Here is a 23,934-nt window from a genome sequence, read left to right as displayed (position 1 = left end):
TCAGGCCCGGTTTAGGGCTGATCTGGGGAGATTTGCAATGAGTTCTCGCAGCATCCGGCAGGCATCCGTCCTGCGTCACTCCGCGTTGGCCCTGGCCCTCGCGATCGGTCTCGGCGGCACGGGCGTCGTTCTCGCCCAGTCGACTACCGGTAACATCTTCGGCACCGCCCAGCCGGGCGACACGGTGCAGATCAGTGGCTCCACGGGTATCACCCGCGAAGTGCCGGTCGACGCCTCGGGCCGCTACCAGTTCAACAACCTGCCGGTCGGCAGCTACCAGGTCGACCTCAAGCGCAACGGCGCCGTCGTCGATTCGCGCAAGAACGTGAGCCTCACGGTCGGCAAGGGTTCGGACGTGTCGTTCACGGCTCCGGCCACCTCCGGCGACGCCCAGTCGCTCGAGTCGGTCACCGTCACGGCCAACAGCCTGCCGCCGGTCGACGTCTCGACCGTCGACTCGCGCACCGTCATCACCTCGGAGCAGCTGGCCAAGCTGCCGCTGGCCCGCACTGCCGAATCCATCGCGCTGCTGGCGCCGGGCGCCGTGCAGGGCAGCGGTTACTTCTCCGGTCCGACCGGTAACGCCCTCGTCTCGATCGGCGGCGGTTCGGTCACCGAGAACGCGTACTACATCAACGGCTTCAACACCACCGATCCGCTCAGCGGCTTCGGCGGCATCACCCTGCCGTATGGCGCGATCGACCAGCAGGAAGTGCTGGCTGGTGGCTACGGCGCCGCTTACGGCCGTTCGGCCGGTGGCGTGATCAGCCAGGTCGGCAAGCGCGGCACGAACGAATGGCACTTCGGTGCGCAGGTTCTGTGGGAGCCGCGCGGCACCCGTTCGACCTCCGGTAACGACCTGTACATCATCGACGGCCCGAGCACCAAGGCCGGCCAGGTGTACAACTACAACCGCAAGGACACCCAGATGCGTACGGTCGAGTCGGCCTACGTGGGTGGTCCGCTGATCAAGGACAAGCTGTACATCTTCCTCGCTGCCGAGCAGGAGCGCCTGAACCAGGACACCTACAAGTCCGCGGACACGGGTGCGTACTACGATCGCGAATACCGCAATCCGAAGTACTACGGCAAGCTCGACTGGAACATCAACGACAGCAACATCCTCGAAGTGACCGGCGCGTCGAACAAGTCGAACTATGACGCCAATGTCTATGCCTTCGACTACGGCACGCTGCAGCGTGGCGCGCTGATCGGCAAGGATACGTCCGGTGTGCCGCTGAACAAGAGCGGTGCGGATCTGTACACGGCCAAGTTCACGAGCTACATCACCGACGACCTGACCCTGTCGGTGCTGTACGGCAAGATGCACGGCACGTACTACAGCCAGGTGCCGCAGACGCAGACGCCGCACATCATCAATCCGAACCTGCAGAACCCGGATCTGACGGGTGGCGCTGCGAACGGAATCACGAACGAGAACCCGTCGACCCGCGTCTACGACCCGGAGCACAAGTCGACCAACCGCAACCTGCGCATCGACCTGAGCTACCACATCGGCGATCACACGATCACCGGCGGTATCGATAACCAGGACGTGCGCGACCAGAACGACGGCCTCGGCACCTCCGGTCCGGGTTACGCCTGGGAATACGGCACCGCCGACGTCGGCGCACCGATCGCTGGCGAGCCGGGCAGCAGCACCTTCGTGGGTCCGCCGGATGCGCAGGGCTTCTACGTCGATCGCTACGTTTATGTGGCGCGTGCGTCGGTTCGCGTGAAGCAGCGCGCGCAGTACCTCGAGGATTCGTGGCAGGTCAACGACCGCTGGCTGGTGAAGGTCGGTATCCGTAACGACCAGTTCACCAACTACAACGGCGATAGCCAGCCGTACCTCACCCTGACGAAGCCGCAGTGGGCGCCGCGCATTGGTGCTACCTGGGACGTCAACGGCGATTCCAGCCTGAAGATCTACGCCAACGCGGGCCGCTACTACCTCGCGCTGCCGGCTTCGGTTGCGCTGCGTTCGGCGGGCAACTCGCTGTACACGCGTGAATACTTCACCTACACGGGCATCGACGCGCAGGGCATCCCGACCGGCCTGACGCCGATCGAGACCGCCACGGGTGGTCCGATCTCGTCGAACCGCGAGTACGGCATCACCCGCGACCCGGTGACCGCCGCTTCCCGTGGCCTGAAGTCGGAATACCAGGATGAGTTCATCCTTGGCTTTGACAAGACGCTGGGCGACAAGTGGGTCTACGGTGCGAAGGCGACCGTGCGCAAGCTGAAGAATGCGATCGACGACGTTGGTGATGCCGACACGATCACGAACGCGCTCATTCGTCAGGGCGTGGATCCGGCGACGATCGGTCCGGTGCAGGGCAGCTACCTGTTCAACCCGGGTCGTGCTTCGGACTTCCTGGTGCCGAATCTCAACGGTGGCTACTACACCGCGCACGTCAGCAACGCCGACTTCGGCTTCCCGCACCTGAAGCGCAACTACTACGGTCTCGAGATGTACCTCGAGCATCCGTTCGACGGCAAGTGGTACGGCAAGGTCGACTACCTGTACTCGAAGAGCTACGGTAACTCGGAAGGCCAGGTGCGTTCGGATATCGGCCAGACCGACGTTTCCGCGACGGTCGACTGGGATCTGCCGACCCTGATGGAGTACTCGAACGGCGAACTGTCGAACAGCCGCCGACATGTGCTGAAGGCTTACGGTTCGTACCAGCTGACCGACGAGTGGATGCTGTCGGGCAACGCGACGCTCGCCTCCGGCGCGCCGAAGAGCTGCCTTGGCTACTACGGTGCGAACGAGACGGATCCGACCGGTTACCAGTCGTACTACCACTACTGCTACGGCGAACCGTCGCCTCCGGGCAAGGCAGGTCACAACCCGTGGACGCTGCTGGTCGACCTGAGCGCCGAATACCGCCCGGCATGGGCCGACAAGAAGCTTGCCTTCAACGTCACGGTGTTCAACGTGTTCAACGATCGCGAGCGTCTGGCGACCTATCCGCAGGCAGGTCGCAGCGGCACGGACTCGGTCGATCCGAACTACCGCACGGCGCTGTTCCAGACCACGCCGCGCTACGCCCGCTTCGGCGTCACCTACGACTTCTGATCCATCGAAGTCGAAGATCGTCCCGCGCTCCCTGGAGCGCGGGGTGAACTGGAAAAACGCCGCCTTCGGGCGGCGTTTGTCTTTGCCCGGAACCGGAAAAAGCGTCTCGATTCAGACGATTGCCGTTTTTCGGCAAGTCTGACTGCCAGCTTTCCAGCGGGCTCCGGAAAGCCACTCGTGTCTAGTTCGTCACTTGACTTTTCTGACGGCGCATTTGCCGGTATCCTCCCAGGTTCCCCCGGGAGTTCCGGTGCGCCATGCGCGTGCGTATCTTCCGTGACCCCACGACCATTCCATTCGTTACGAGGTTCGACCATGCGCAGGATTTTCTTGTCGCTCGCATCCGTGGCCGCGCTGGCGGCCCTCGCCGGTTGCAGCGGCGGCTCCGACACCAATGGCCAGCAGCCGGCTTCCAGCGGCAGCACCGATAGCAAGCCCGCCGCCCCGGCCAATGCCGTCACCGGCACGGTCAGCCTGCGCGACGCGAGCGCCCAGCTCAGCCCCGACGCCAAGCTCGACCTCAAGCTGGTCGACGTGAGCGCCGAGGGTTCGCAGCCGCTGGCTTCGAAGACCATCGCGCCGGTCACCATGCCGCAGTCGTTCCAGTTGGATTTCAACCAGACGGACGTCAACCCGAATGACATGTACATCGTCGAGGTGTCGCTGCAGGACGGTGAGCGCCATTACTCTTCGCCGCTGAAGACGCCGGTGGTGACCAAGGGCGCGAAGAACGCCGTCACCATCCAGCTCGTCGGCGAAGCCACCCCGGGCGAGAAGGAGCTGGCCGGCTACAACAGCCTCAAGAAGAACATCGGCGGCATGAAGGTCACCCAGGGCACCGCACTGAAGGAAGGCGAGTCGCGTGGCTGGCAGATCTTCAAGAAGGGCAACGACGTCCAGTTCGTCATCGAGTTGGTCGACTACGGCGACAAGGGCTTCACCTCGACCAACTACGCCTACAAGAACGGCAAGCCGTGGGTCATCGTGCAGGAGAAGAAGTCGAGCAAGGACGCCAAGCCGAACTCGACGGCGCGCGCGGGCTGGAACGATGCCGGCGAGCTGGTGCTCAAGCAGAACGAAGCCGGCGGCAAGGTCGATACTCTGTCCGACGACGACGCCAACAACCTGAAGAAGCAGGCCGAGGCCATGTATTCGAAGGCGGGCGGCAAGAAGTAAAGCCGTCCATCCAGAAAAAAAACGCCGGCCAGAAGCCGGCGTTTTTTTGGCTCCCGGTTCGTCAGAACGCGAGCTTCACCCCAAGGTTCAGACCGTTGTAACGCTGCGTGTCGTCGCCGAAGCGGCCGCTGTAGCTGACCCAACCGCTCCAGCTCTGGTTGAAGTCGGCCGTGACGCCGAGGTCGGCGGTCATCCAGGTCTTGTCGGGCGAGAAGCCCTGCACGCTGAACTGGCCGGCCATGTTGGTCAGGCCGGCTGTCACGTAGCGGTCGTCTGCGCGGCCGTCGTGGTTGTAGGCGACTTCGGCGAACGGACGCAGCATCGTGTTGCCCGACTGCCAGGCGCCCTGCAAGCGCCAGCCGGCGGTTTCGATGCGCGAATTGCGGATCTGCTTGTCGAAGCGCATCGCCGTGCTGGTGTCGTTGCGCTCGGTATAACCGAACACGCGCAGCTGCTGCCATTCCACCGAGACGAAGGGGCCGGTCTTCAGCGTGTCGCTGCCGAACCACCAGCCGCCGCTGAGGCCGGCACCGACGTGCGAGCCGTCGGTCTTGCCGGTCTCGGTGCGGCGTGCCGCGCCGAGGTCGATGCGGCGGTCGATGTCGGTGAAGCTGAGCTGGCCGAAGCTGGCGAAGCCGCCGAAGTAGCCGCCACCGTTATGGTAGAAGGCGTAGCCCGAGCCCGCGATGTCCTGCATCTTGTAGCCGCCACCGCCCTGGAAGTCGGCCTTCGACTGCGCCACGCCCATGGCCACGCCGACCGAGACATGGTCGTTCACGCGCGCGTCGGCACCGATCGTGAGGTTGACGTTGTCGCTATCGGTCTTGGGCGAGGTGTCGGTGTTCTTGAACTTCTGCTGGCCGTAGTCCACCGCCGCGAAGAAGCGCGAATCGGCACCGAAGTTGTCGGCCATCATCTGGTTGCGCAGCGTGCGCACGTGCGCGGCGTTGGAAGCGAGGCCCGCTTCGCCCAGCAGCGAGATCTGCTGCGGCGCAGTGATCACCGAGATCGCGTACTGGCTGAGCAGCGCGTGCGCCGCGGTGGTCGGATGGATGCCGTCGGCGAACAGGTAGGTGGCTGCCGCGTTCGGATCGCGCAGCGTCGCCGGCGAACAGGTGATCGAGCTGGCCGTGGTGCAGGCGGGCACGGTCACGTTGGTGAAGCCGTAGGTGCCCGGGCTGGCGATGACCTCGTTAAGCAGGGCATAGGTGTCGATCGGCACGATGCCGCGGTTGGCCGAAGCCAGCCCGCCGCTGAGGACGCCGTTGTAGACCTGGCTCAGCTGGGTGATGCCCGCCGACGCAGCGGCCCCCTGCGACAGGGCGGCCGGCGTCTTGCCCACGTCCGGCAAGTTGAAGACGACGATGGTCTTCGCGCCGGCGTCCTGGAGGGCCTTGATCTGCGCGACTTCGTTGGTCGCCGCCGTCGCCACCGTCACCTGGGCCGTGGCCGGGTTCTGCACGGCCGCCAGCAGGTCGTTGGCGCCGACCCACATGGTGTACAGCGCGTTCGGGTTGGCCTTGCCGCCATTGGCCGCGAGGTACTGCTGGACCTGGGTGGAGGTGGCCGGCACCGGATTGGCGATGGCGGCACGCGCGCCGCCGAAGGCGTAGTCCGTGCCGCCCTGCAGTGAGGGCGTCAGCGACAGGTTGAAGTGCTTCGCGATGTTTTCGACGGCGACGGTACCCGGGTTGGTCGTGAAGCGGGTGACGACCGGGGAGCCCGAAAGGATCGCGACGTTGCCGTTATCGCTCAGGCTGTCGCCGAAGGACACGACCTGCTGGTACCCGTCGGCGTGCGCCCCGGCACTGAAGAGAAGGGCGGCACCGATGGCACCGGCAAGATGACGAATTCGCATGAGGTCACTCCGTGTGGGGCGTTAGAGAAACGTTACGGTAATGGAAAACCATACGGCGGCGCATGCTGCGCCGCGGTACGCGTGAAGGGGCATGGACAGCTGGCGTGGGAAGCGTGCTTCCCACGGGTAGGGTCCGGATCTCCGAAGTAGGGTCCGGACCTTTGAGGCCTCAGTTATTTCTTAAGCGCGCGGGAAAAGGCGTCGGCAAAGGCGCTGTTGGCTGGCGCGGGGGCCGCCTTCGGCGGCTGCGCCGGCCGGCCGCCTGGGCCGCCGCCTCGCCGGTTACCGCCGCCCGGCGTTTCGTCGCGCTGGGCGGGGCGTCCGCTCCGGGCTTCGCCCGGCACGTCGTCCAGGCGCATGCTGAGGGCGATGCGCTTGCGCGGGAGGTCGACCTCCATCACCTTGACCTTGACGATGTCGCCGGCCTTCACCGCGTCGCGCGGGTCCTTGACGAAGGTGTGCGAGAGCGCCGAGACGTGGACGAGGCCGTCCTGGTGCACGCCGATGTCGACGAAGGCGCCGAACGCCGCCACGTTGGTCACGCGGCCTTCCAGGACCATGCCGACTTTGAGGTCCTTCAGGTCCTCGACGCCCTCGGCGAAGCTGGGCGCCACGAATTCAGGACGCGGATCGCGTCCGGGCTTTTCCAGTTCCTTGAGGATGTCGCGGACCGTCGGCAGGCCAAAGGTGTCGTCGGTGAACTCATCGGCCTTCAGGCCACGCAGGAAGGCGGTATCGCCGATGACCTGCTTCACTTCCCGGCCGCACTGCTTGAGGATCCGTTCAACGACGGGATACGCCTCGGGATGGACGGAACTGGCGTCCAGCGGATTGCTGCCGCCGGTGATGCGCAGGAAGCCCGCGCATTGCTCGAAGGCCTTGTCGCCCAGGCGGGGCACCTTGAGCAGGTCCTTGCGGCTGGGGAAGGGGCCGTTCGCATCGCGATGTTTCACCACGTTCTCGGCCACGCTGGCCGACAGGCCGGCCACGCGCGCGAGCAACGGCGCGGAAGCCGTGTTCACGTCGACGCCGACCGCGTTCACGCAATCCTCGACGCGCGCGTCTAGCGCGCGGGCCAGCTTCACCTGGTTCACGTCGTGCTGGTACTGGCCCACGCCGATCGCCTTGGGCTCGATCTTCACCAGCTCAGCGAGCGGATCCTGCAGGCGGCGCGCGATGGAGACGGCGCCGCGGATCGAGACGTCCAGATCCGGGAATTCCTTCGCGGCGAGTTCGGACGCGGAATACACCGACGCACCGGCTTCGCTCACCACGATCTTGGACAGGCCGAGGTCGGCGTGCTTGCGCATGACTTCGCCGACGAGCTTGTCGGTTTCGCGCGAGGCGGTGCCGTTGCCGATCGCGACGAGGTCCACGCCGTGTTGCTTCGACAGCTGGGCGATCCGCGCGATGGACTGGTCCCACTGGTTGCGCGGCTCGTGCGGGTAGATCGTGTCGTGGGCCAGCAGCTTGCCCGTGGCGTCGACGATGGCGATCTTGCAGCCGGTGCGGATGCCGGGGTCGAGGCCCATGACGGTCTTCGCGCCGGCGGGCGCCGCGAGCAGGAGGTCCTTGAGGTTTTCGCCGAACACGCGGATGGCTTCGTCTTCCGCGCCTTCGCGCACGCGGCCGAAGAGGTCGAGCGTGAGGTGCAGGTGCAGCTTCACGCGCCAGGTGAGGCGCACGGTCTCGCGCAGCCACGCATCGGCGGCACGGCCGCGATCAATAATGCCGGCACGTGCGGCGACGCGGCCTTCGCCTTCGGCATGTCCCTGGTCGGCATCGACGCCCGGATTGAGGTCGATCTCGAGCACGCCTTCGTTGCGTGCGCGCATCAGCGCGAGCAAGCGGTGCGAGGGGATCTTCGCGATCGGTTCCACGTGGTCGAAATAGTCGCGGAACTTCGCGCCTTCGTTCTCCTTGCCGGCGACCACGGTGGCGCGGATCTGCCCCTTCTCCCAGAGCCAGTCGCGGAGTTCGCCGACCAGCGCGGCGTCCTCGGCGATCGCTTCCATGAGGATGGCGCGTGCGCCGTCCAGCGCGGCCCGGGTGTCGGCGACGCCCTTCTCCGCATCGACGAAGCCGGCGGCGAACGTTTCCGGATCCAGCGTGGGATCCTCGCGCAGGCCCAGCGCCAGCGGCTCGAGACCCGCTTCCCGGGCGATCTGTGCCTTGGTGCGGCGCTTGGGCTTGTAAGGCAGGTAGAGGTCTTCCAGTCGCGCCTTGGTGTCGGCGCTGAGGATGTCCGCGCGCAGCGCGTCGGTCATCTTGCCCTGCTCGGCGATGCTGTCCAGGATCGCGGCGCGGCGGTCCTCGAGTTCGCGCAGATAGCGCAGCCGCTCCTCGAGCAGGCGCAGCTGGGTGTCGTCGAGGCCGCCGGTCACTTCCTTGCGGTAGCGCGCGATGAACGGCACGGTGGCGCCGCCGTCGAGGAGCTCCACCGCCGCACGCACCTGTTCGGGCTTCGCGGCGATGTCCTGGGCAATACGTTGTTCGATGCTCTGCATGGGTCTTCTTGTGACTTGCCGGACTGCCGATGATAGCAAGCGCGGGGAAGACCCTCGCGGGAAGCGCGCTGGCGCGCGAAGGGGGCTGGCCTCAGGCGTCGAAACTGCCGCCCGGACCGCTGCGGGGAGCAGGCATCGCCACCGTCTTCTCGGCGCGCCCGGTCAGCACATAGGTGCTCGCCAGGAGATCATGCACGCCCTGCTTGCGCCGGGTGAACGCGGCGGTGACGTAGAAGACCATCGGCACGAGGAAGGTGAAGGCATTCACCAGGCGAATGGCGTTGCGGCCCGCCGCGCGGCCCACGCTGATGCGGCGGCCCTCGGTATCGGTGACGCGGATGCCGACAGCCATCTTGCCCGGCGTGGCCTGCCACTTCGAACTTTCGAAGAAAGCGTAGTAGATGAAGCCGATCGTCAGCAGGACATAGGTGATCGGCTGCACGGCGGCGGCGTACGCGGTGAGCGCGGCGGCCTGGTCCTTCTCGAACTGGCCGAGCAGTGCCGTCATGGCCGCGCCGAGGCCCATGCCCAGGCTGATCACGGTGAAGGGCACCATCAGGATCAGATAGTCGATCACCCAGGCGCCAAAGCGCAGCCAGAACCCGGCGTATTCGGGTTCCGCAACGTCCGTCACGCCCAGGAAAGGCGGCGGGGATGGGGGCATCGGCGGCACGGTGCCCGCGGCAGGCCGCTCGTCCGGGAACAGTTCGCCGAGAGGACGCCAGTCCGTCATGCCCTCGTACCAGCCCAGCTCCTCCGGACGACAGGTGCCGTCGCGCAGCCACTGCCGGACTTCACCTTCTTCATAAGGGCCGAAGCGCTCGCCGTTCCGTCCGATCCAAACCTGCATGGTGTGCCTTCCGCTCGCTACGTCGATGCCCGAATGATGCCAGATGGCGCTAATAGCGCGTAGGAGCGCGCCTGCGCGCGACAGCTCTTCGACTCAGTCTGAATGCTCGCGCACCAGCCCGCAGGCACGGCCTCAAAAGCTGTCGCGCGCCAGGCGCGCTCCTACGCCGCCCGTCGTTTCAGGTGGACGAGCAGCAGCGAAATCGCCGCCGGCGTCACGCCGCTGATGCGCGAGGCCTGGCCGATGGTGGCGGGAAGCGAACGCTTCAGCTTCACCAGCACTTCCGCCGACAGGCCGCGGACGCGGTCGTAGTCGAAACCTTCGGGAATCGCGGTGGACTCGTGGTGACGCTGGCGCTCGATCTCTTCGCGCTGACGCTCGAGGTAGCCAGAATACTTCGCCTGCACTTCCACCTGGGTGGCGACTTCGGCGTCGTCCACCGGCGGCCCGAGTTCGGGCACGGTGGTGAGGGTGGCGTAATCCAGTTCCGGACGGCGGAGCAGGTCGAGGGCATGCGTCTCGCGGCTCACCGCGATACCGAGCGAGCGCTCGATCGCCGCGCCGAGCGCATTGCCCGGAGCCGCCCAGAGCCCGCGCAGGCGCGCGCCTTCGCGCTCGGCGGCTTCGCGTTTGGCCTCGAGGCGCCGGAAGCGCTCGTCGGACACCACGCCGCGCGCATGGCCCTGCGGCGTGAGGCGCAGGTCGGCATTGTCCTCGCGAAGGTGCAGCCGGTATTCGGCGCGCGAGGTGAACATCCGATAGGGCTCGATGGTGCCGTTGGTCGTCAGGTCGTCGATCAGCACGCCGATGTAAGCCTCGTCGCGGCGCGGATACCAGGGCGCCTCGCCGCGCGTGGACAGCGCGGCGTTCATGCCGGCGACGAGGCCTTGCGCGCCCGCTTCCTCGTAACCCGTGGTGCCGTTGATCTGCCCGGCGAAATACAGGCCCGGGATAGCCTTCGTCTCGAGCCAGGGGTGCAATCCGCGTGGATCGAAATAGTCGTACTCGATGGCGTACCCGGGGCGTGTGATGTGCGCGCGCTCGAAGCCCGGAATCGAGCGGACGAGGGCGTACTGCACGTCGAACGGAAGCGAGGTGGAAATGCCGTTCGGGTAGATTTCGAAGGTATCGAGCCCTTCCGGTTCCACGAAGATCTGGTGCGAGGTCTTGTCGGCGAAGCGGACAACTTTGTCCTCGATGGATGGGCAATAGCGCGGGCCCACGCCTTCGATCTGGCCGCTGTACAAGGGCGAGCGATCCAGCGAGCCGCGGATGAGCTCGTGGGTGGCCTCGGTGGTGTGGGTGATCCAGCAGCTGACCTGGCGCGGATGGTCGGCGGCCGATCCCATGAAGGAGAAGTGCGGCATCGGGTCGTCGCCCGGCTGCTCGTCCAGCACCGAGAAGTCGATGCTGCGGCTGTCGATGCGCGGCGGCGTGCCGGTCTTGAGCCGGTCGGCCGCGACGGGCAGTTCGCGCAGCCTGGCGGCCAGCGTCGAGGCGGGCGGATCGCCTGCGCGACCGCCGGCATACTGTGCCGGCCCGATGTGGATCTTGCCGGCCAGGAAGGTGCCCGCGGTGAGCACCACCGCCGGCGCCTGGAAATCCAGGCCCATCTGCGTGCGCACGCCGGCCACGCGGCCGCCAATGAGGATCAGGTCGTCCACCGCCTGCTGGAACAGTACGAGGTTCGGCTGCGCCTCCACCATCGAGCGGATGGCGGCCTTGTACAGGGCACGGTCGGCCTGGCAGCGCGTGGCCCGCACGGCGGGCCCCTTCGAGGCATTCAACGTGCGCCACTGGATGCCGGCGCGATCCGCGGCCAGGCCCATGGCGCCACCCAAGGCGTCGATCTCCTTGACCAGGTGGCCCTTGCCGATGCCGCCGATGGCCGGGTTGCAGCTCATCTGGCCGATCGTCTCGATGTTGTGGCTGAGCAGCAGCGTGCGCGCCCCGGCGCGGGCGGAGGCGAGGGCGGCTTCGGTGCCGGCGTGTCCGCCACCGACCACGATGACGTCGTAGGTTTCGTTATGCAGCATGGTGGGAGGATTTTACGCCCTGCCGTCACCCTTGGGGTGGCATGGCTCGTGCTTGATAGTGCATGCACTTCTTCCGGGCAGACGCAGCGCGATCATCCGCGCGCCGAGGCCAGACGCAGGGGTTTGGCCGTGTGCCGGACGAAGGAAGCGGGATGCGGGCACGGACGCCCCATTCGGTTCGACGAATGAGATCTGGCGCCCGGCGGTCTCAGGAACAGGGGGAATCCAGGATGACCGTGCTGCCGGGCGCCAGAAACCGAGTGATCGGCACGAAGAGCCGCGGCTTTGGCCGCGGCTTTCTTCGTTGGGCCCAACAGTACACTTTCCGAATGAACCGTGTGTGACTTTTACGTCAAGAACGTACTCGGTTTCGGCAATTGGTGACGCAGTACGTCAGTTTCTCTCCCACATCGTCCTAGCCGAGCGCGACACGGCCCAGGATATCGGTGAGATCGCGGGAAAGATCGGTCCGTGCAGCAAGTCCCGCGACCACGGCATGGGCTGCTTCCCGGCGCACCGGCTCAAGGCGCTTCCAGCCGTTGAAGGCCGTGGCGAGCCTGGCGGCCACCTGGGGATTCAAGGCATCGATGCTCACCAGCCGGTCTGCCAGCCAGCGGTAGGCGGCGCCGTCCGCGCGATGGAAGCCGGTCGGGTTGGCGCGGGCGAAGCTGCCGAGGAGCGATTGCACGCGGTTGGGGTTCTTCAGGGTGAAGGCCGGATCGCCCTCCAGCGCCTGGACGCGCGCGAGCGCGTCGGCACCCGGCAACAGCGCCTGCATGGCGAACCATTTGTCCAAGGCCAGGGCATTCCCTTCGTAGCGCCGGCGGAAATGCGCGATGGGCTCGTCGGCCGACGACGGGGCGTAGGTCGCGAGCGTGGTCAGCGCAGCGAGACGGTCGGTCATGGCCGGCGCCTGCTCGTATTGGGCCCTGGCCCGCACCACCGTGCCCTCGGGGTCGACCAGGGCGAGCAGATCGAGGAGGCGGCGCTTCAGCTGGCGGCGTGCCTGGGCCGGCGCATCCAGTGCGGCGCTAGCCGTGGCCCGCAGCTGCTCGTAGCGCTCGCGTAGCGCGTCCGCGCCGATGCGCCGGGCCAGGGCGCGCAACATCGCCTGCCGGGCGATGCGGATACGCTCCGGGTCGCGCTCCGGCTGGCGTTCCACGAGTTCGATTTCGCCCGGGGGCGTCAGCAGTTCGGCCAGCAGCGCGTCGTCCACGCTGCCGTCGGCGAACAGCTCGGTCAGGGCGCGGGTCCAGGCTCGCAGGGCCGAGCCGTCCACGTTGCCGTCCCGGCAGTCGTCGTAGGCCAGGCCGGCAAGCTGCTGTCCGGCTTCCCAGCGGTTGAACCCGTCCGCGTCGTGGCGCAGCAGGATGGCCAGCTCGCCCGGCAGGTAATCGCATTCGAGGATCACCGGCGCGGAGAAGCCGCGCAGCAGGGAAGGTACCGGCGCGGCGTCGATGTCCTCGAACACGAAGCTTCGCTCGGCGCCGTCGAGCACCACGGTGCGTTCCGTGGCCGTGGCGCTGCTTTCGCCCTCGAGGCGCAGCGGCAGGGCGGCACCCGAACGGTCGAACAGCGACAGCCGCACCGGGATCGGCAGGGCCTGCTTGGCCGGTTGCCCTGCCGTGGCCGGCGTGCGCTGGCGCAGCGTGAGACGGTAGCGGCGTTGCGCGGCATCGAAACGGCCCTCCGCCGTCAGGCGCGGCGTGCCCGCCTGCCCGTACCAGGCGAGATAAGGCGTGAGGTCGGCGCCGTTCGCGTCGCCGAGTGCCCGGAGGAAATCCTCGATGGTCGCGGCCTGCCCGTCGTGCCGCTCGAAATACAGGTCCATGCCCTTGCGGAAGCCGTCGGGGCCGAGGTGGCCGGCGAGCATGCGCACCAGTTCCGAGCCTTTCTCATAGACCGTGGCCGTGTAGAAATTGTTGATTTCGCTGTATTGCGACGGGCGCACCGGGTGCGACAGCGGACCGGCGTCCTCGGGGAACTGCGCGCGGCGCAGCAGTGCGACGTCCTCGATGCGCTTCAGCGGCGCCGAATTCATGTCCGCGGAGAAGCTCTGCTCGCGGAACACGGTGAGCCCTTCCTTCAGGCTGAGCTGGAACCAGTCGCGGCAGGTGACGCGGTTGCCGCTCCAGTTGTGGAAGTACTCGTGAGCGACCACGGCCTCGACGTGACGGTATTCGTCGTCCGTGCTCGAGTCCGGATCCGCGAGCAGGTACTTCGCGTTGAAGATGTTCAGTCCCTTGTTCTCCATCGCGCCCATGTTGAAATCGTGCGTGGCGACGACGTGGAATACGTCGAGGTCGTAATTTCTCCCGTAGGCGCGCTCGTCCCACTGCATCGAACGGATCAGCGAATCCATGGCATAGCCGCAGCGATCGATGACGTCGGCTTCGGCCCAGATGTGCAGCGCGACGGCACGGCCGTCGGCAGTGGTGTAGTCGTGGCTGATCCGCTCGAGCCGGCCGGCAACCACGGCGAAGAGATAGCTGGGCTTCGGATGCGGATCGACGAAGCGTGCCCAGTGCCGGCCGCCGTCCAGGTCGCCCGATCCATCGGGGTTGCCGCCCGCCAGGAGCACCGGAAAGCGCTGCTTGTCGGCGCGGAGCGTCACCGTATACCTGGAAAGCACGTCCGGGCGATCCGGGAAAAAGGTGATGTGGCGAAAGCCCTCGGCCTCGCACTGGGTCAGCAGGAACCCCTTGTCCCGGCTGCCCGAGAGGTAGAGGCCTTCCAGCGCGGTGTTTTCCGCCGGGTGGATGGCCACGCGGGTGGCGAGGATGCAGCGGTCGGCGTCGACGGCGACCTCGAGGATCCCGTTGGCCAGGATGTATTCGCCGTCGCCCAGGCGCCGGCCGTCCACGGATAGCTCGAGCAGTTCCAGGCCCTCGCCGTTGAGGCGCACGGGCTCGTCGGCATGACGCACCACCTCGAACGTGGCCGCGACCTCGGTGCGGTCTATCCCGAGGTCGAACGCCAGGTCCACGTGTTCGACGGTCCAGGCCGGCGGCCGGTAGTCGGCGAGGCGGATGACGGAGGTGGGGGCGTCGGAACGATCGCTCATGGCGGCACGGCGTTATTTGGTCTGATGGCAGGCTAACATGCGTCCGAATCCGTCAAAAGGAAGGCATCCATGTCTCGTTTCACCGTCACGCGCTCGGTTCTGGGCGCCCAGGAACTGGTGGTGCTGGTCGACGCGGACGCGGACCGGGAGGTCCGCATCGCCCGCCGCGGCGCCACCGTCCTGTCGATCGTCACCTGTTCGCCCGAGGCGCGGCGCGACATCGCCGACGGCTTCCGCGACGAGAAGGAGCTGCTGGGCCATAAGGGATCGCGCTTCGCGATCATGGCGCCGTTCGCCAACCGGGTGGACGGCGCCCGCTACACGTTTGAAGGAAAGTCCTACGATTTGCAGCCAGGAGCCGTCGGCGCGGATCGTGCGATCCGTCACGGCTTCCTCCGCGGGGAACTGTTCGACGTCCAGCGCGAGCATGCCGACGACGACCATGCTTTCGTCACGCTGTTCACCCAGGCGATCCGCCCCGATGCGCATCCGGGCTATCCGTTCGCGCTCGACGTGACCGTCACCTTCACGCTCGACGACAAGGGGCTGACGGTCGAGGCGAAGACGCGAAACGTAGGCGAGCATGCCGCGCCGACCTTCTTCGGCTGGCACCCGTACTTCCGTCTCTCGGACAATCCGATCGAAGGGTGGGAACTGCACGTTCCCGCCGATACCGTGATCGCCACGGGCGAGGACTTCATCCCCTTGCCCGGAACGCGCGCCTGGCAGTCGCTGGACAAGGCCGAGCCCAGCGTGGATTTCCGCAAGGCACGCGCCATCGGCGACATGCAGCTGAACCACACTTACGCCGATCTCCAGCTTGACGCGGATGGCCGGGCGCGCACGCGCATGCGTGATCCGAAGAGCGGCGCGGGCATCGCCGTGTGGCAGGAGAAAGGCGTGATGCTCGTCTTCACGTCCGACACCGCCGAGCGCGACGCGCGCAAGTCCGTGGCGCTCGAGCCGATGGAATGCATGGCCGATGCCTTCAACCGCGACGACTGCACGCCACTGGTCACGCTGGGCCCGGGCCAGGAGCGCCGCTTCGTCTGCGGCGTGGAGTTCGACCAGTGAGCGCACTGCCCAGCTTCGCGGAGATCCGCGACGCCGCAGCGCGCATCGCGCCGCATGCGTTGGTCACGCCCGTGCTGCGCAGCGATCGCATCGACGCGCTGCTGGGCGCGCCGATCGTGTTCAAGTGCGAGAACCTGCAGCGCGGCGGCGCCTTCAAGTTCCGTGGCGCCACCAATGCGGTGTGGGCGCTGACGGACGAGGAAGCGGCGAACGGCGTCGTCACGCACTCGTCCGGGAACCACGGCAACGCGCTTGCGATGGCCGCCCGCACGCGGGGCATACCTGCGCACGTGGTGGTGCCCGAAGGCGCGGTGAAGGCGAAGGTGGACGCGATCGTCGCGGCTGGCGCGACGGTGCATCGCTGCGCACCCAATACCGCGGCGCGCGAGGCAGCGGCGGCCGAGGTGCAGGCCGCCACCGGCGCCACCCTCGTGCACCCTTACGCCGATGCGCGGGTGATCGCCGGGCAGGGCACGCTGGTACCGGAACTCTTCCGCCAGGTTCCCGGGCTGGATACCGTGCTGTTTCCTGTCGGTGGCGGCGGACTCGCATCCGGCTGCTCGATCGCCGCGCATGGTCTCGACCCGGGCATCGCGTTGTTCGGTGCGGAGCCGGAAGGAGCCGACGACGCGGCGCGCTCGCTGGAGTCCGGCTCACGCGTGGGCCCGTTCGTGGCCGACACGGTCTGCGACGGCCTGCGCACGCTGATCGGCGAGCCGAACTTCCATGCCCTGCGCGATCACGGTGTCGCGGTGCTGCGGGTGAGCGATGCCGAGGCGATCGCTGCGATGAAGCTCCTCTGGAGCGAGCTGCGCATCGTCGTGGAAGTGTCGAGCGCGACCGTTCTGGCGGCCGCCTTGCGTTATCCGCAATATTTCGCCGGACGCCGCGTCGGAGCGGTGCTCACGGGCGGCAACGTCGACCTGGATGCGTTGCCCTGGCGATAGCGGGCGTGCTGTGGGTGACGCCCAACACGGATAACGCGTATGCGCACATGGGCGCACGTTGCGAGCGGACATCCACGCAAAAAGTGCAACGATAACCTCCTCGCTCCTTCTGGGAAGATGCGAGGTGGCTATGCGTTGTGCATGGGCCGAGCAGAGCGACGCGGAACGCGTCTATCACGATACCGAATGGGGTGTCCCTGTCCACGACGACCGGTTTCTCTTCGAGAAACTGGCGCTGCGAGGCGTGCAGGCAGGCCTGGCCTGGCGCATCGTACTGACCAAGCGCGAGGCGTTCCGCCGCGCGTTCCACGGGTTCGACATCGCCCGCGTCGCCGCCATGAGCGACGCGGAGCTGGCCGCGGTTCGGGCGGATCGTGGCGTGATCCGCAATCGCCTCAAGCTCGAGGCGATCCGCTCCAACGCACGCATCGCCCTGCGCATCATCGAGGACGAGGGCTCGTTTTCGGCCTTCCTCTGGGCGTTCGCGGGCAGTGTGCCCAAGGTGAACATGCGCAGGGAGGGCGAGCCGATGCCCGTTTCCGACGAAGCATCGGATCGCATGAGCGCGGCCCTCCGACGGCGCGGATTCCGCTTTGCCGGCAGCGTGATCTGCTACGCGACGATGCAATCGGCCGGCATGGTCGACGATCACGTCGTTGAATGTTTTCGCCGCCGCTGACGCCGTATTCACCCTCGCTGCACCGCCGGCGCGCTGCCATGCGCGCATGGCTAAGACAAGGATTGGCATCTCCGGCTGGCGCTATGCCCCGTGGCGTGGCGTCTTCTATCCGAAGGATCTCGTCCAGCGGGACGAGCTCGCGTTCGCTTCGCGCGAATTCCCCACGATCGAGATCAACGGGTCGTTCTATTCGCTGCAACGGCCGGAAAGCTACGCCTCGTGGTATGCGGACACGCCGCGCGGCTTCGTCTTCGCCGTGAAAGGCCCGCGCTTCATCACCCATAACAAGCGCCTGCGGAACATCGAGAAGCCCATGGCGAACTTCTTCGCCTCCGGGGTGCTTGCCCTGCGCGAAAAACTCGGTCCGATCCTCTGGCAGTTTCCGCCAAATTTCCGCTTCGATCCCGATCTGTTCGAGAGCTTCCTCGCGATGCTGCCACGTACGTCCGCGGAGGCCGCCAGGATGGGGCGCGGCCACGATACGCACCTGAAGCGCGAGCCTTACCTGGAGGTCGCACGGAGCCATCGACTGCGTCATGCCGTCGAGATCCGCCACGAAAGCTTCGTCGATCCCGCTTTCATCGCCCTCCTGCGCAAGTACGGCGTCGCCTTCGTGGTCGCGGACACGGCAGGCAAATTTCCGCGCTATTTCGACGTGACGGCGCCGTTCGTCTATGTGCGCCTGCACGGAGACAAGCAGCTCTACGCGAGCGGCTACGGCGACGAGACGCTGGATGAGTGGGCGCACCGCATCCGCGCGTGGCGGCGCGGGGCGCAACCGGGAAAGGATCCGCGCATCAGCCGGACGGCGCCGCCGAAGCGCGCCTCGCGCGACGTCTACGTGTACTTCGACAACGACGCAAAGGTGAAGGCGCCACGGGATGCCCACACGCTCACGCGGAAACTGTGACCACGAAGGATCAGAACGGCGTCTTGCGTCGCGATCCGCGCAGGTTCTCGATCGGGAAGCTCGCGATCTCGCCGCCGCCTTCGCGGCGTGACTGGCCCGCGGGCGGCCCCCACGCGTGGGCCGTCACCACTTCCCAGGTGGAAGGAATGACGCCGTCGCTGCGCAGGGCCTCGTAGGCGTCGATCATGCGGCGGTAATCCTGCTTGCCGGTGAGGCCGCGCGGGCGGTCGGCATCCGCATTGTTCGCACCGAGTCCCTTCAACTCGTCCAGGAGCGCGCGTGGGGTCGGGTAGGTGAGCGTGTAACGCTCGGCGAACAGCACGGGATCGCGCAGGCCTTGCGCGAGCATCGCGTCGCCCACGTCGTGCATGTCGAGGAAGCGGGCCACGTGGGCCTGCTGATCCGCTTCCGCCCACGCGGCGCGCAGTTCCTTCAGCGTGTCGGGGCCGAAGGTGGAGAAGGTAAGCAGGCCGCCCGGCTTCAGCACGCGCGCGCACTCCGCGAAGAGGCGGGGCAGGTCCTCGCACCACTGGAAACAGAGGTTCGAAAACAGCACATCCACGCTGTGGTCGGGCACGGGCAGCGTATAGGCGTCCGCGACGACACGGCCGAACGGCTTGAGCCAGCCCACGTGCTGCTTCGCCTGTTTGAGCATCGGCAAGGCAAGGTCGACGGCGATCACCTGCGCCTTCGGATAGCGCTTCTTCAGCGCGGCGCTGCCGCGGCCCGTACCGGCGCCGACGTCCAGCACCACCTCCGCTGCCTGTTCGTAGACGTCCAGGCGGTCGATCAGGGTGGCCTGCACCTCGCGCTGGAGCGCGTCGTGCTTTTCGTAGGTGCCTGCGGCGCGGCCGAAGTTGCGTCGGACCTGGCGCCGGTCGAAATGGAAGTCGCTCATGAGTGTGTGTCGATGAACCGGGTCAGGACATCGGCCACCACCGTCGCGTGTCCGATGAAGGGGGCGTGTCCCGCATGCGCGATCTCCTCGAACTGGCCGCCCGCTGCCTCGGCGGACCAGCGCATCGCCTCGGGATGCACTATGCGGTCGCGCCGCCCGGCTATCCAGAGGCTGGGCTGGCGGATCGCCGGAAGCCGCGGGCGAAGGTCGGTGGCCTCGAGCAGACGTATGCCTTCCATGAGCACGCGCGGATCGGGTTCGCCGCGGGAGAACGCTTCCTCCTTCAGCCGCCGCGCCTCGGCGCGCGGATCGGCGCTGCCCATGGCTTCGAGGGCGATGAAGCGTTCCACGGTGGCCTTGTAGTCGGCCTCGAGGTCCGCGGCGAGCTGGCGCACCATTGCGGCGTCGTTCCCGTAGGGCCAGTCTTCGCTGCGGACGAAGCGAGGGGTGGAGCACATCGGTACGACCATGCTTACGGCGTCGGGCAACTCGAGTGCGGCGGTCAAGGCGACCAGTCCGCCCATCGACCAGCCGAGCCAGGCCGCCGGTGGCGTCTCCGAGGCGATGGCGCGGGCGCAGGCCAGGGGCTCGAGCGGGATATTGGACTGGCAAGAGTAACCATGGCCCGGCAGGTCCACCGCGTACACGGTGCAGCGCTCTGCCAGGGCCTCGACCAGCGGCGCGAGGATGCCGCCGTGCATGGCCCAGCCATGGATCATCACCAGCGGTATCGCGCCGCTGCCATGGGTTTCGATGTGAAGTCCGCTCATGCCGCGCTGCTCGGCGTCAGCGAGGGATCGAGCGCGCCGCGTCCGTCGAAGACGAAGCAATCGCCGCGCCAGTGGGCGCCCCCGACGTCCTCGAAGTACTTCAGGATGCCGCCTTCGAGCTGGTACACGTGCTCGATGCCGATCTCGCGCATGTGGATGGCGGCCTTTTCGCAGCGGATGCCGCCGGTGCAGAACGAGACCACCGTCTTGCCTTCGAAGCGCTCGCGATCGGCAGCGACCGCGGCAGGGAAACCGGTGAAGCTGGACAGTCCATAGGCCACGGTGTTCTCGAACGTGCCGGCGGCCACTTCGTAATCGTTGCGTGTGTCGAGCAGCACGACCGGCCGGCCGTCGTCGTCGTGGCCCTGGTCGAGCCAGCGGCGCAGGTCGGTCGGCAACACGTGCGGCGCACGCCCTTCCGCAGGACGGATGGCCGGCGCACGCATGGTGATGATTTCCTTCTTCAGGCGTACGCGCATGCGTGCGAACGGCAGCTCCGTGGAGAGGCTCTCCTTCGGCACGATGTCGGCGAAGCGCGGGTCCTCGCGCAGCCAGTCGACGAAGGTCTCGACGGCTTCGCGGGGTGCGGCCAGGAACAGGTTGATGCCTTCCGGGGCGAGCAGGATCGTTCCCTTCAACGCGAGCGCCTCGCAGCGCTCGGCGATCCGCTCCCGCAGGCTCGCAAGCTCGTCGAGCCCGACGAACTTGTAGGCGGAGATGTTGAGGATCGTCATGGGCGGGCCCGGGGAATGCGACCGGTCATTATACGACGGCGCTCTCGAGGGGGCGGGGCAGGCGCGCGAGGGCGTCCAGGAGCGCGTCGATGCGGCCGGGCGTGTGCAGCGCCGAGAGGGTGATGCGCAGGCGGGCCCCACCGCGCGGCACGGTCGGAGGACGGATCGCCGCCACCAGGAAACCCGCGGCCTCCAGCGTGGCGGCGGCGTCCGTCGCGGCCGCCGGCGTCCCCATCAGCACGGGCTGGATCGCCGTGCCGGATGGCAGGAGCGGCAGGCCCAGCTGGGCGGCGCCCGCGCGGAAACGGGTGATGTTCTCCGCCAGCCGCTCGCGGCGCCCGTCGCGGTCGAAGCGGGCCAAGCGGACGGCGGCGCGCGTCGCGGCCGCCAGCGCCGCGGGCATCGCCGTCGTGTAAACGTAGGTGCGGGCGAATTGAGCGATGCCTTCGATCACCGCGGCATCCCCCGCGACGAAGGCGCCGGCGCAGCCCAGGGCCTTGCCGAGCGTGCCCATGAGCACCGGCACGTCGGCCACGCCGAGGCCGACCGCGCTCACCGAGCCGGCACCCTGGTCGCCAAGCACGCCGAGCCCATGCGCGTCGTCGACGTAGAGCAGGGCACCGCGTGCGCGGCAGATGCCAGCCAATGCCTGCAGCGGCGCCACGTCGCCGTCCATGCTGAACACGCCATCGGTGGCGACCAGCGCGGGAAGTCCGCTCCGTGCATCGAGCTGGCGCGCCGCGCCTTCGGCATCGCCATGCGGGTAGCGGCGCAGCTCGGCACCGGCCAGTTGCGCGCCGTCGATCAGGCTGGCGTGGTTGAGCCGGTCCTGCACGCAAAGCGCCGAACCGCGCCCCCAAACGGGGAGGGTGTCTGCGCCGAGCAAGGCTTGCAGGGCGCCGAGGTTTGCCATCACCCCGGTGGAAAAAAGCAGGGCGCGCTCGCGCCCCGTCCAGTCGGCGAGCTCTTCCTCGAGCGCCGCGTGTTCGCCGCGGTGGCCCGACACCAGGTGCGCCGCGCCGGTGCCCACGCCTTCCGCCGCGGCGGTTCGCGACAGCGCCGCGACCAGGTCGCGGTGCCCCGCAAGGCCGAGGTAGTCGTTGCCGCAAAAGTCCGTCAGCGCCCGTCCGTCCACGAAGCGGCGGCCACCGAGGGCGTCGCACGTGCGGGCCCGGCGCAGCAGTCCCGCCTGTTCCCGCGCGGCGCGTGCGCCTTCCAGGCGGGCGAGTAGGTCCGGCCGGTTCACGCCTCGGCGGGCTCGACGATGTCGGCGTGAACGGTGCCGGGCTCGATCTCCACTTCCATGGGCTTCAGGCCGAGCCGCGCGAACAGCTGGCGGTCGTGCTCCACGTCGGGATTGCCCGTGGTAAGCAGCTTCTCGCCGTAGAAGATCGAATTGGCACCGGCGGCGAAGCACAGCGCCTGCAAGGCGTCGTCCATCGTTTCGCGTCCGGCCGAAAGGCGCACGACCGAGGCCGGCATGAGGATGCGCGCGACGGCGATGCTGCGCACGAACTCGAACGGATCGAGCGCTTCCGTCCCGGCCAGCGGGGTGCCGGCGACCTGCACGAGGCGATTGATCGGCACCGATTCCGGGTGCTCGGGTAGGTTCGCCAGGGTGGCGAGCAGGCCGGCGCGCTGCGCGCGCGACTCGCCCATGCCCACGATGCCGCCGCAGCAGGTCTTCAGGCCGGCCTCGCGCACATGTTCCAGCGTGTCCAGGCGATCCTGGTACTCACGCGTATGGATGATCTCGCCGTAGAAGTCGGGCGAGGTATCCAGGTTGTGGTTGTAGAAGTCGAGGCCGGCCGCCTTCAGCGTGTCGGCCTGCGGCTGGGTCAGCATGCCCAGGGTGGCGCAGGTCTGCAGCCCGAGCGACTTCACCGCGCTCACGATCTCGGCCACCTTGGCCACGTCGCGGTCCTTCGGCGAGCGCCAGGCGGCACCCATACAGAAGCGGCTGGCGCCGGCGTCCTTCGCCGCCTGCGCCTTCGCGAGTACGGCTTCCACGCTCATCAGCTTCTCAGCCTTCACACCCGTCGCGTAGCGCGCCGCCTGCGGGCAGTAGGCGCAATCCTCGGGGCAGCCGCCGGTCTTGATCGAAAGCAGGGTCGAGACCTGCACGGCATTGGGATCGTGGTACTGCCGGTGGACGGTCTGGGCCTGGAAGAGCAGGTCGTTGAACGGCAAGGCGAAAAGGCGCTCGACCTCGTCGCGGGACCAGTCGTGGCGTAGGGCTGCGGTCATGGTGGTTTCCCGGGGGCGAAGGCGCGAAGTGTGGAAACCTCGTAGGCCGCTGTCAACCTTAACGACACCCTACAGGTTTACATTGCTTCGTCGCCGCCTGCCGTACGATGGCCGTCGTGATTTCCGAGGAGACGTGTGCATGAGCAATGGACAGGGCAGCACCGGCAACGTGCTTGCCGCGATCTGCAGTTTTTTCATCCCCGGCCTGGGGCAGCTGGTGCAGGGTCGCGTCTTCAAGGCGCTGATCATGTTCGTGCTTGCCGCGGTGCTGTGGGTGATCTGGCTGGGCTGGATCATCCACCTGTGGTCGATCGTCGACGCGGCCATGTACCGGCGCGACTGAGGTTGTCGAAGACGCATGGACGCGTCCCGGTTCATGGCATGGCTGGCGGCGGCGGGGCGGTTCGTCCTGCCGCCGCGTTGTCTCGTCTGCGATGGGCACGGCAGTGGCAGTCTGGAGTTGTGCGACGGTTGCCGGCGGGTCCTCGTGCGTAACATCGCCTGCTGCGGTCGCTGCGCGCTTCCCCTGCCATCGACGACGCCGATCTGCGGACAATGCCAGCGGATGCCGCCGCCGTGGCATGACGTCTGGGCTCCCTTCGTCTACGCCTGGCCGCTCGACGTCCTCGAAAGCCGCTTCAAGTTCTCCGGCAGTCTCGCCGCGGGACGCGTGCTTTCCGCGTGCTGGCTGTCCTCCGGCCTTCCGCCCCTCATGCCCGGTCTTCTGGTGCCCGTGCCGCTGCATGTCAGCCGGCTGCGCCAGCGCGGATACAACCAGGCACTGGAACTGGCCCGGCCATTGGCGAGGCGTTTTGGCGTGCCGATCGCGCCCGATATCCTCGGGCGCGCCCGCAGGACGGACGCGCAGACCGAACTCGATGCCGCCGCACGCGCCACCAATGTTCGCGCAGCGTTCGCTGTAAGGCGCGTGCCGGCACAGAAACATGTGGCGATCGTCGACGACGTGATGACGACCGGGGCGACGCTGGGGGAGTGCGCGCGGGTCTTGCTTGCGGCGGGAGTGGAACGCGTGGATGTGTGGGCATTGGCGCGGACGCCGTTGCCGCAGCACCGCTAGGCTTGGTCGGAAGCGCGT

At 67.4% G+C, this 23,934-nt stretch carries 18 protein-coding genes; 8 read left to right on the top strand and 10 right to left on the bottom strand.

Annotation, left to right across the window (positions count from 1 at the left end; all coding sequences use genetic code 11):
- The first annotated feature begins 37 nt into the window (after positions 1-37).
- Both ACR9ZH_RS11550 and ACR9ZH_RS11545 read left to right on the top strand, forming a co-directional pair.
- A complete protein-coding gene (locus ACR9ZH_RS11550) occupies positions 38-3,088 on the top strand; it encodes a TonB-dependent receptor (RefSeq protein WP_481290894.1) in 3,051 nt (1,016 codons plus the stop codon).
- A 330-nt stretch (positions 3,089-3,418) separates the two neighbouring features.
- Positions 3,419-4,264 carry a DUF1481 domain-containing protein gene (locus tag ACR9ZH_RS11545; protein ID WP_481290893.1) on the top strand — a complete coding sequence of 282 codons (846 nt, stop codon included), beginning with the start codon at positions 3,419-3,421 and terminating at the stop codon, positions 4,262-4,264.
- 61 nt (positions 4,265-4,325) lie between these two features.
- Here ACR9ZH_RS11545 and ACR9ZH_RS11540 read toward each other — a convergent pair whose 3' ends face one another.
- The 5 genes from ACR9ZH_RS11540 to pepN all read right to left on the bottom strand — a co-directional run bounded on the left by ACR9ZH_RS11540 (position 4,326) and on the right by pepN (position 14,579).
- On the bottom strand, positions 4,326-6,122 hold the full coding sequence (locus ACR9ZH_RS11540) for an autotransporter outer membrane beta-barrel domain-containing protein (RefSeq protein ID WP_481290892.1): 1,797 nt from the start codon (positions 6,120-6,122) through the stop codon (positions 4,326-4,328).
- Positions 6,123-6,295: 173 nt separating this feature from the next.
- Positions 6,296-8,629 (bottom strand): Tex family protein, encoded by a 2,334-nt coding sequence (locus tag ACR9ZH_RS11535; RefSeq protein ID WP_481290891.1) that lies wholly within the window; start codon positions 8,627-8,629, stop codon positions 6,296-6,298.
- 91 nt (positions 8,630-8,720) lie between these two features.
- Positions 8,721-9,479 carry an RDD family protein gene (locus ACR9ZH_RS11530; protein ID WP_481290890.1) on the bottom strand — a complete coding sequence of 253 codons (759 nt, stop codon included), beginning with the start codon at positions 9,477-9,479 and terminating at the stop codon, positions 8,721-8,723.
- A gap of 161 nt (positions 9,480-9,640) precedes the next feature.
- Positions 9,641-11,515, bottom strand: coding sequence for a tRNA uridine-5-carboxymethylaminomethyl(34) synthesis enzyme MnmG (mnmG, locus tag ACR9ZH_RS11525; protein ID WP_481290889.1), 1,875 nt, complete (start codon positions 11,513-11,515; stop codon positions 9,641-9,643).
- A 415-nt stretch (positions 11,516-11,930) separates the two neighbouring features.
- Positions 11,931-14,579, bottom strand: a complete 2,649-nt coding sequence (gene pepN, locus ACR9ZH_RS11520; protein ID WP_481290888.1) for an aminopeptidase N — start codon at positions 14,577-14,579, stop codon at positions 11,931-11,933.
- A gap of 69 nt (positions 14,580-14,648) precedes the next feature.
- Between pepN and ACR9ZH_RS11515 the strand changes: the two genes are divergently transcribed.
- The 4 genes from ACR9ZH_RS11515 to ACR9ZH_RS11500 all read left to right on the top strand — a co-directional run bounded on the left by ACR9ZH_RS11515 (position 14,649) and on the right by ACR9ZH_RS11500 (position 18,189).
- A complete protein-coding gene (locus ACR9ZH_RS11515; RefSeq protein ID WP_481290887.1) occupies positions 14,649-15,653 on the top strand; it encodes an aldose epimerase family protein in 1,005 nt (334 codons plus the stop codon).
- Positions 15,650-16,600, top strand: coding sequence for a threonine ammonia-lyase (locus tag ACR9ZH_RS11510; protein ID WP_481290886.1), 951 nt, complete (start codon positions 15,650-15,652; stop codon positions 16,598-16,600). The genes ACR9ZH_RS11515 and ACR9ZH_RS11510 overlap by 4 nt, the downstream gene beginning before the upstream one ends.
- Before the next feature lie 130 nt (positions 16,601-16,730).
- Positions 16,731-17,279: a DNA-3-methyladenine glycosylase I gene (locus ACR9ZH_RS11505; protein WP_481290885.1), complete on the top strand. Its 549-nt coding sequence runs from the start codon at positions 16,731-16,733 to the stop codon at positions 17,277-17,279.
- A 46-nt stretch (positions 17,280-17,325) separates the two neighbouring features.
- Positions 17,326-18,189, top strand: coding sequence for a DUF72 domain-containing protein (locus tag ACR9ZH_RS11500; RefSeq protein ID WP_481290884.1), 864 nt, complete (start codon positions 17,326-17,328; stop codon positions 18,187-18,189).
- A gap of 10 nt (positions 18,190-18,199) precedes the next feature.
- On the opposite strand, the gene bioC is transcribed toward ACR9ZH_RS11500, so the two are convergent.
- The 5 genes from bioC to bioB are packed head-to-tail and all read right to left on the bottom strand — an operon-like array spanning position 18,200 to position 22,838.
- On the bottom strand, positions 18,200-19,087 hold the full coding sequence (gene bioC / locus ACR9ZH_RS11495) for a malonyl-ACP O-methyltransferase BioC (protein WP_481290883.1): 888 nt from the start codon (positions 19,085-19,087) through the stop codon (positions 18,200-18,202).
- Positions 19,084-19,857: a pimeloyl-ACP methyl ester esterase BioH gene (gene bioH / locus ACR9ZH_RS11490; protein WP_481290882.1), complete on the bottom strand. Its 774-nt coding sequence runs from the start codon at positions 19,855-19,857 to the stop codon at positions 19,084-19,086. The genes bioC and bioH overlap by 4 nt, the downstream gene beginning before the upstream one ends.
- Positions 19,854-20,591, bottom strand: a complete 738-nt coding sequence (locus ACR9ZH_RS11485) for a sulfurtransferase (RefSeq protein WP_481290881.1) — start codon at positions 20,589-20,591, stop codon at positions 19,854-19,856. The genes bioH and ACR9ZH_RS11485 overlap by 4 nt, the downstream gene beginning before the upstream one ends.
- Before the next feature lie 28 nt (positions 20,592-20,619).
- Positions 20,620-21,837 (bottom strand): aminotransferase class I/II-fold pyridoxal phosphate-dependent enzyme, encoded by a 1,218-nt coding sequence (locus ACR9ZH_RS11480; protein WP_481290880.1) that lies wholly within the window; start codon positions 21,835-21,837, stop codon positions 20,620-20,622.
- Positions 21,834-22,838, bottom strand: coding sequence for a biotin synthase BioB (gene bioB / locus ACR9ZH_RS11475; RefSeq protein ID WP_481290879.1), 1,005 nt, complete (start codon positions 22,836-22,838; stop codon positions 21,834-21,836). The genes ACR9ZH_RS11480 and bioB overlap by 4 nt, the downstream gene beginning before the upstream one ends.
- 139 nt (positions 22,839-22,977) lie before the next feature.
- Between bioB and ACR9ZH_RS11470 the strand changes: the two genes are divergently transcribed.
- Positions 22,978-23,181 (top strand): hypothetical protein, encoded by a 204-nt coding sequence (locus ACR9ZH_RS11470; protein ID WP_481290878.1) that lies wholly within the window; start codon positions 22,978-22,980, stop codon positions 23,179-23,181.
- A gap of 15 nt (positions 23,182-23,196) precedes the next feature.
- The gene (locus tag ACR9ZH_RS11465) at positions 23,197-23,916 is read left to right on the top strand and encodes a ComF family protein (RefSeq protein ID WP_481290877.1); all 720 of its coding nucleotides are present in this window, start codon (positions 23,197-23,199) and stop codon (positions 23,914-23,916) included.
- The last annotated feature ends 18 nt before the right edge of the window (positions 23,917-23,934 follow it).

Source organism: Luteibacter sp. SVR4-7G (assembly GCF_056755555.1).
The sequence above is the reverse complement of the archived record's forward strand: the minus strand, read 5'-3'. Positions and strand labels throughout refer to the sequence as shown.

Bases quoted from the DNA above. Each gene is read 5' to 3' on its own strand.
- bioC (WP_481290883.1), bottom strand. From the start codon at position 19,087: ATGAGCGACTTCCATTTCGACCGGCGCCAGGTCCGACGCAACTTCGGC.
- bioH (WP_481290882.1), bottom strand. From the start codon at position 19,857: ATGAGCGGACTTCACATCGAAACCCATGGCAGCGGCGCGATACCGCTG.
- ACR9ZH_RS11465 (WP_481290877.1), top strand. From the start codon at position 23,197: ATGGACGCGTCCCGGTTCATGGCATGGCTGGCGGCGGCGGGGCGGTTC.
- ACR9ZH_RS11540 (WP_481290892.1), bottom strand. From the start codon at position 6,122: ATGCGAATTCGTCATCTTGCCGGTGCCATCGGTGCCGCCCTTCTCTTC.
- ACR9ZH_RS11485 (WP_481290881.1), bottom strand. From the start codon at position 20,591: ATGACGATCCTCAACATCTCCGCCTACAAGTTCGTCGGGCTCGACGAG.
- ACR9ZH_RS11505 (WP_481290885.1), top strand. From the start codon at position 16,731: ATGCGTTGTGCATGGGCCGAGCAGAGCGACGCGGAACGCGTCTATCAC.
- ACR9ZH_RS11530 (WP_481290890.1), bottom strand. From the start codon at position 9,479: ATGCAGGTTTGGATCGGACGGAACGGCGAGCGCTTCGGCCCTTATGAA.
- ACR9ZH_RS11500 (WP_481290884.1), top strand. From the start codon at position 17,326: ATGGCTAAGACAAGGATTGGCATCTCCGGCTGGCGCTATGCCCCGTGG.
- ACR9ZH_RS11550 (WP_481290894.1), top strand. From the start codon at position 38: ATGAGTTCTCGCAGCATCCGGCAGGCATCCGTCCTGCGTCACTCCGCG.
- ACR9ZH_RS11515 (WP_481290887.1), top strand. From the start codon at position 14,649: ATGTCTCGTTTCACCGTCACGCGCTCGGTTCTGGGCGCCCAGGAACTG.
- mnmG (WP_481290889.1), bottom strand. From the start codon at position 11,515: ATGCTGCATAACGAAACCTACGACGTCATCGTGGTCGGTGGCGGACAC.
- ACR9ZH_RS11535 (WP_481290891.1), bottom strand. From the start codon at position 8,629: ATGCAGAGCATCGAACAACGTATTGCCCAGGACATCGCCGCGAAGCCC.
- pepN (WP_481290888.1), bottom strand. From the start codon at position 14,579: ATGAGCGATCGTTCCGACGCCCCCACCTCCGTCATCCGCCTCGCCGAC.
- bioB (WP_481290879.1), bottom strand. From the start codon at position 22,838: ATGACCGCAGCCCTACGCCACGACTGGTCCCGCGACGAGGTCGAGCGC.
- ACR9ZH_RS11470 (WP_481290878.1), top strand. From the start codon at position 22,978: ATGAGCAATGGACAGGGCAGCACCGGCAACGTGCTTGCCGCGATCTGC.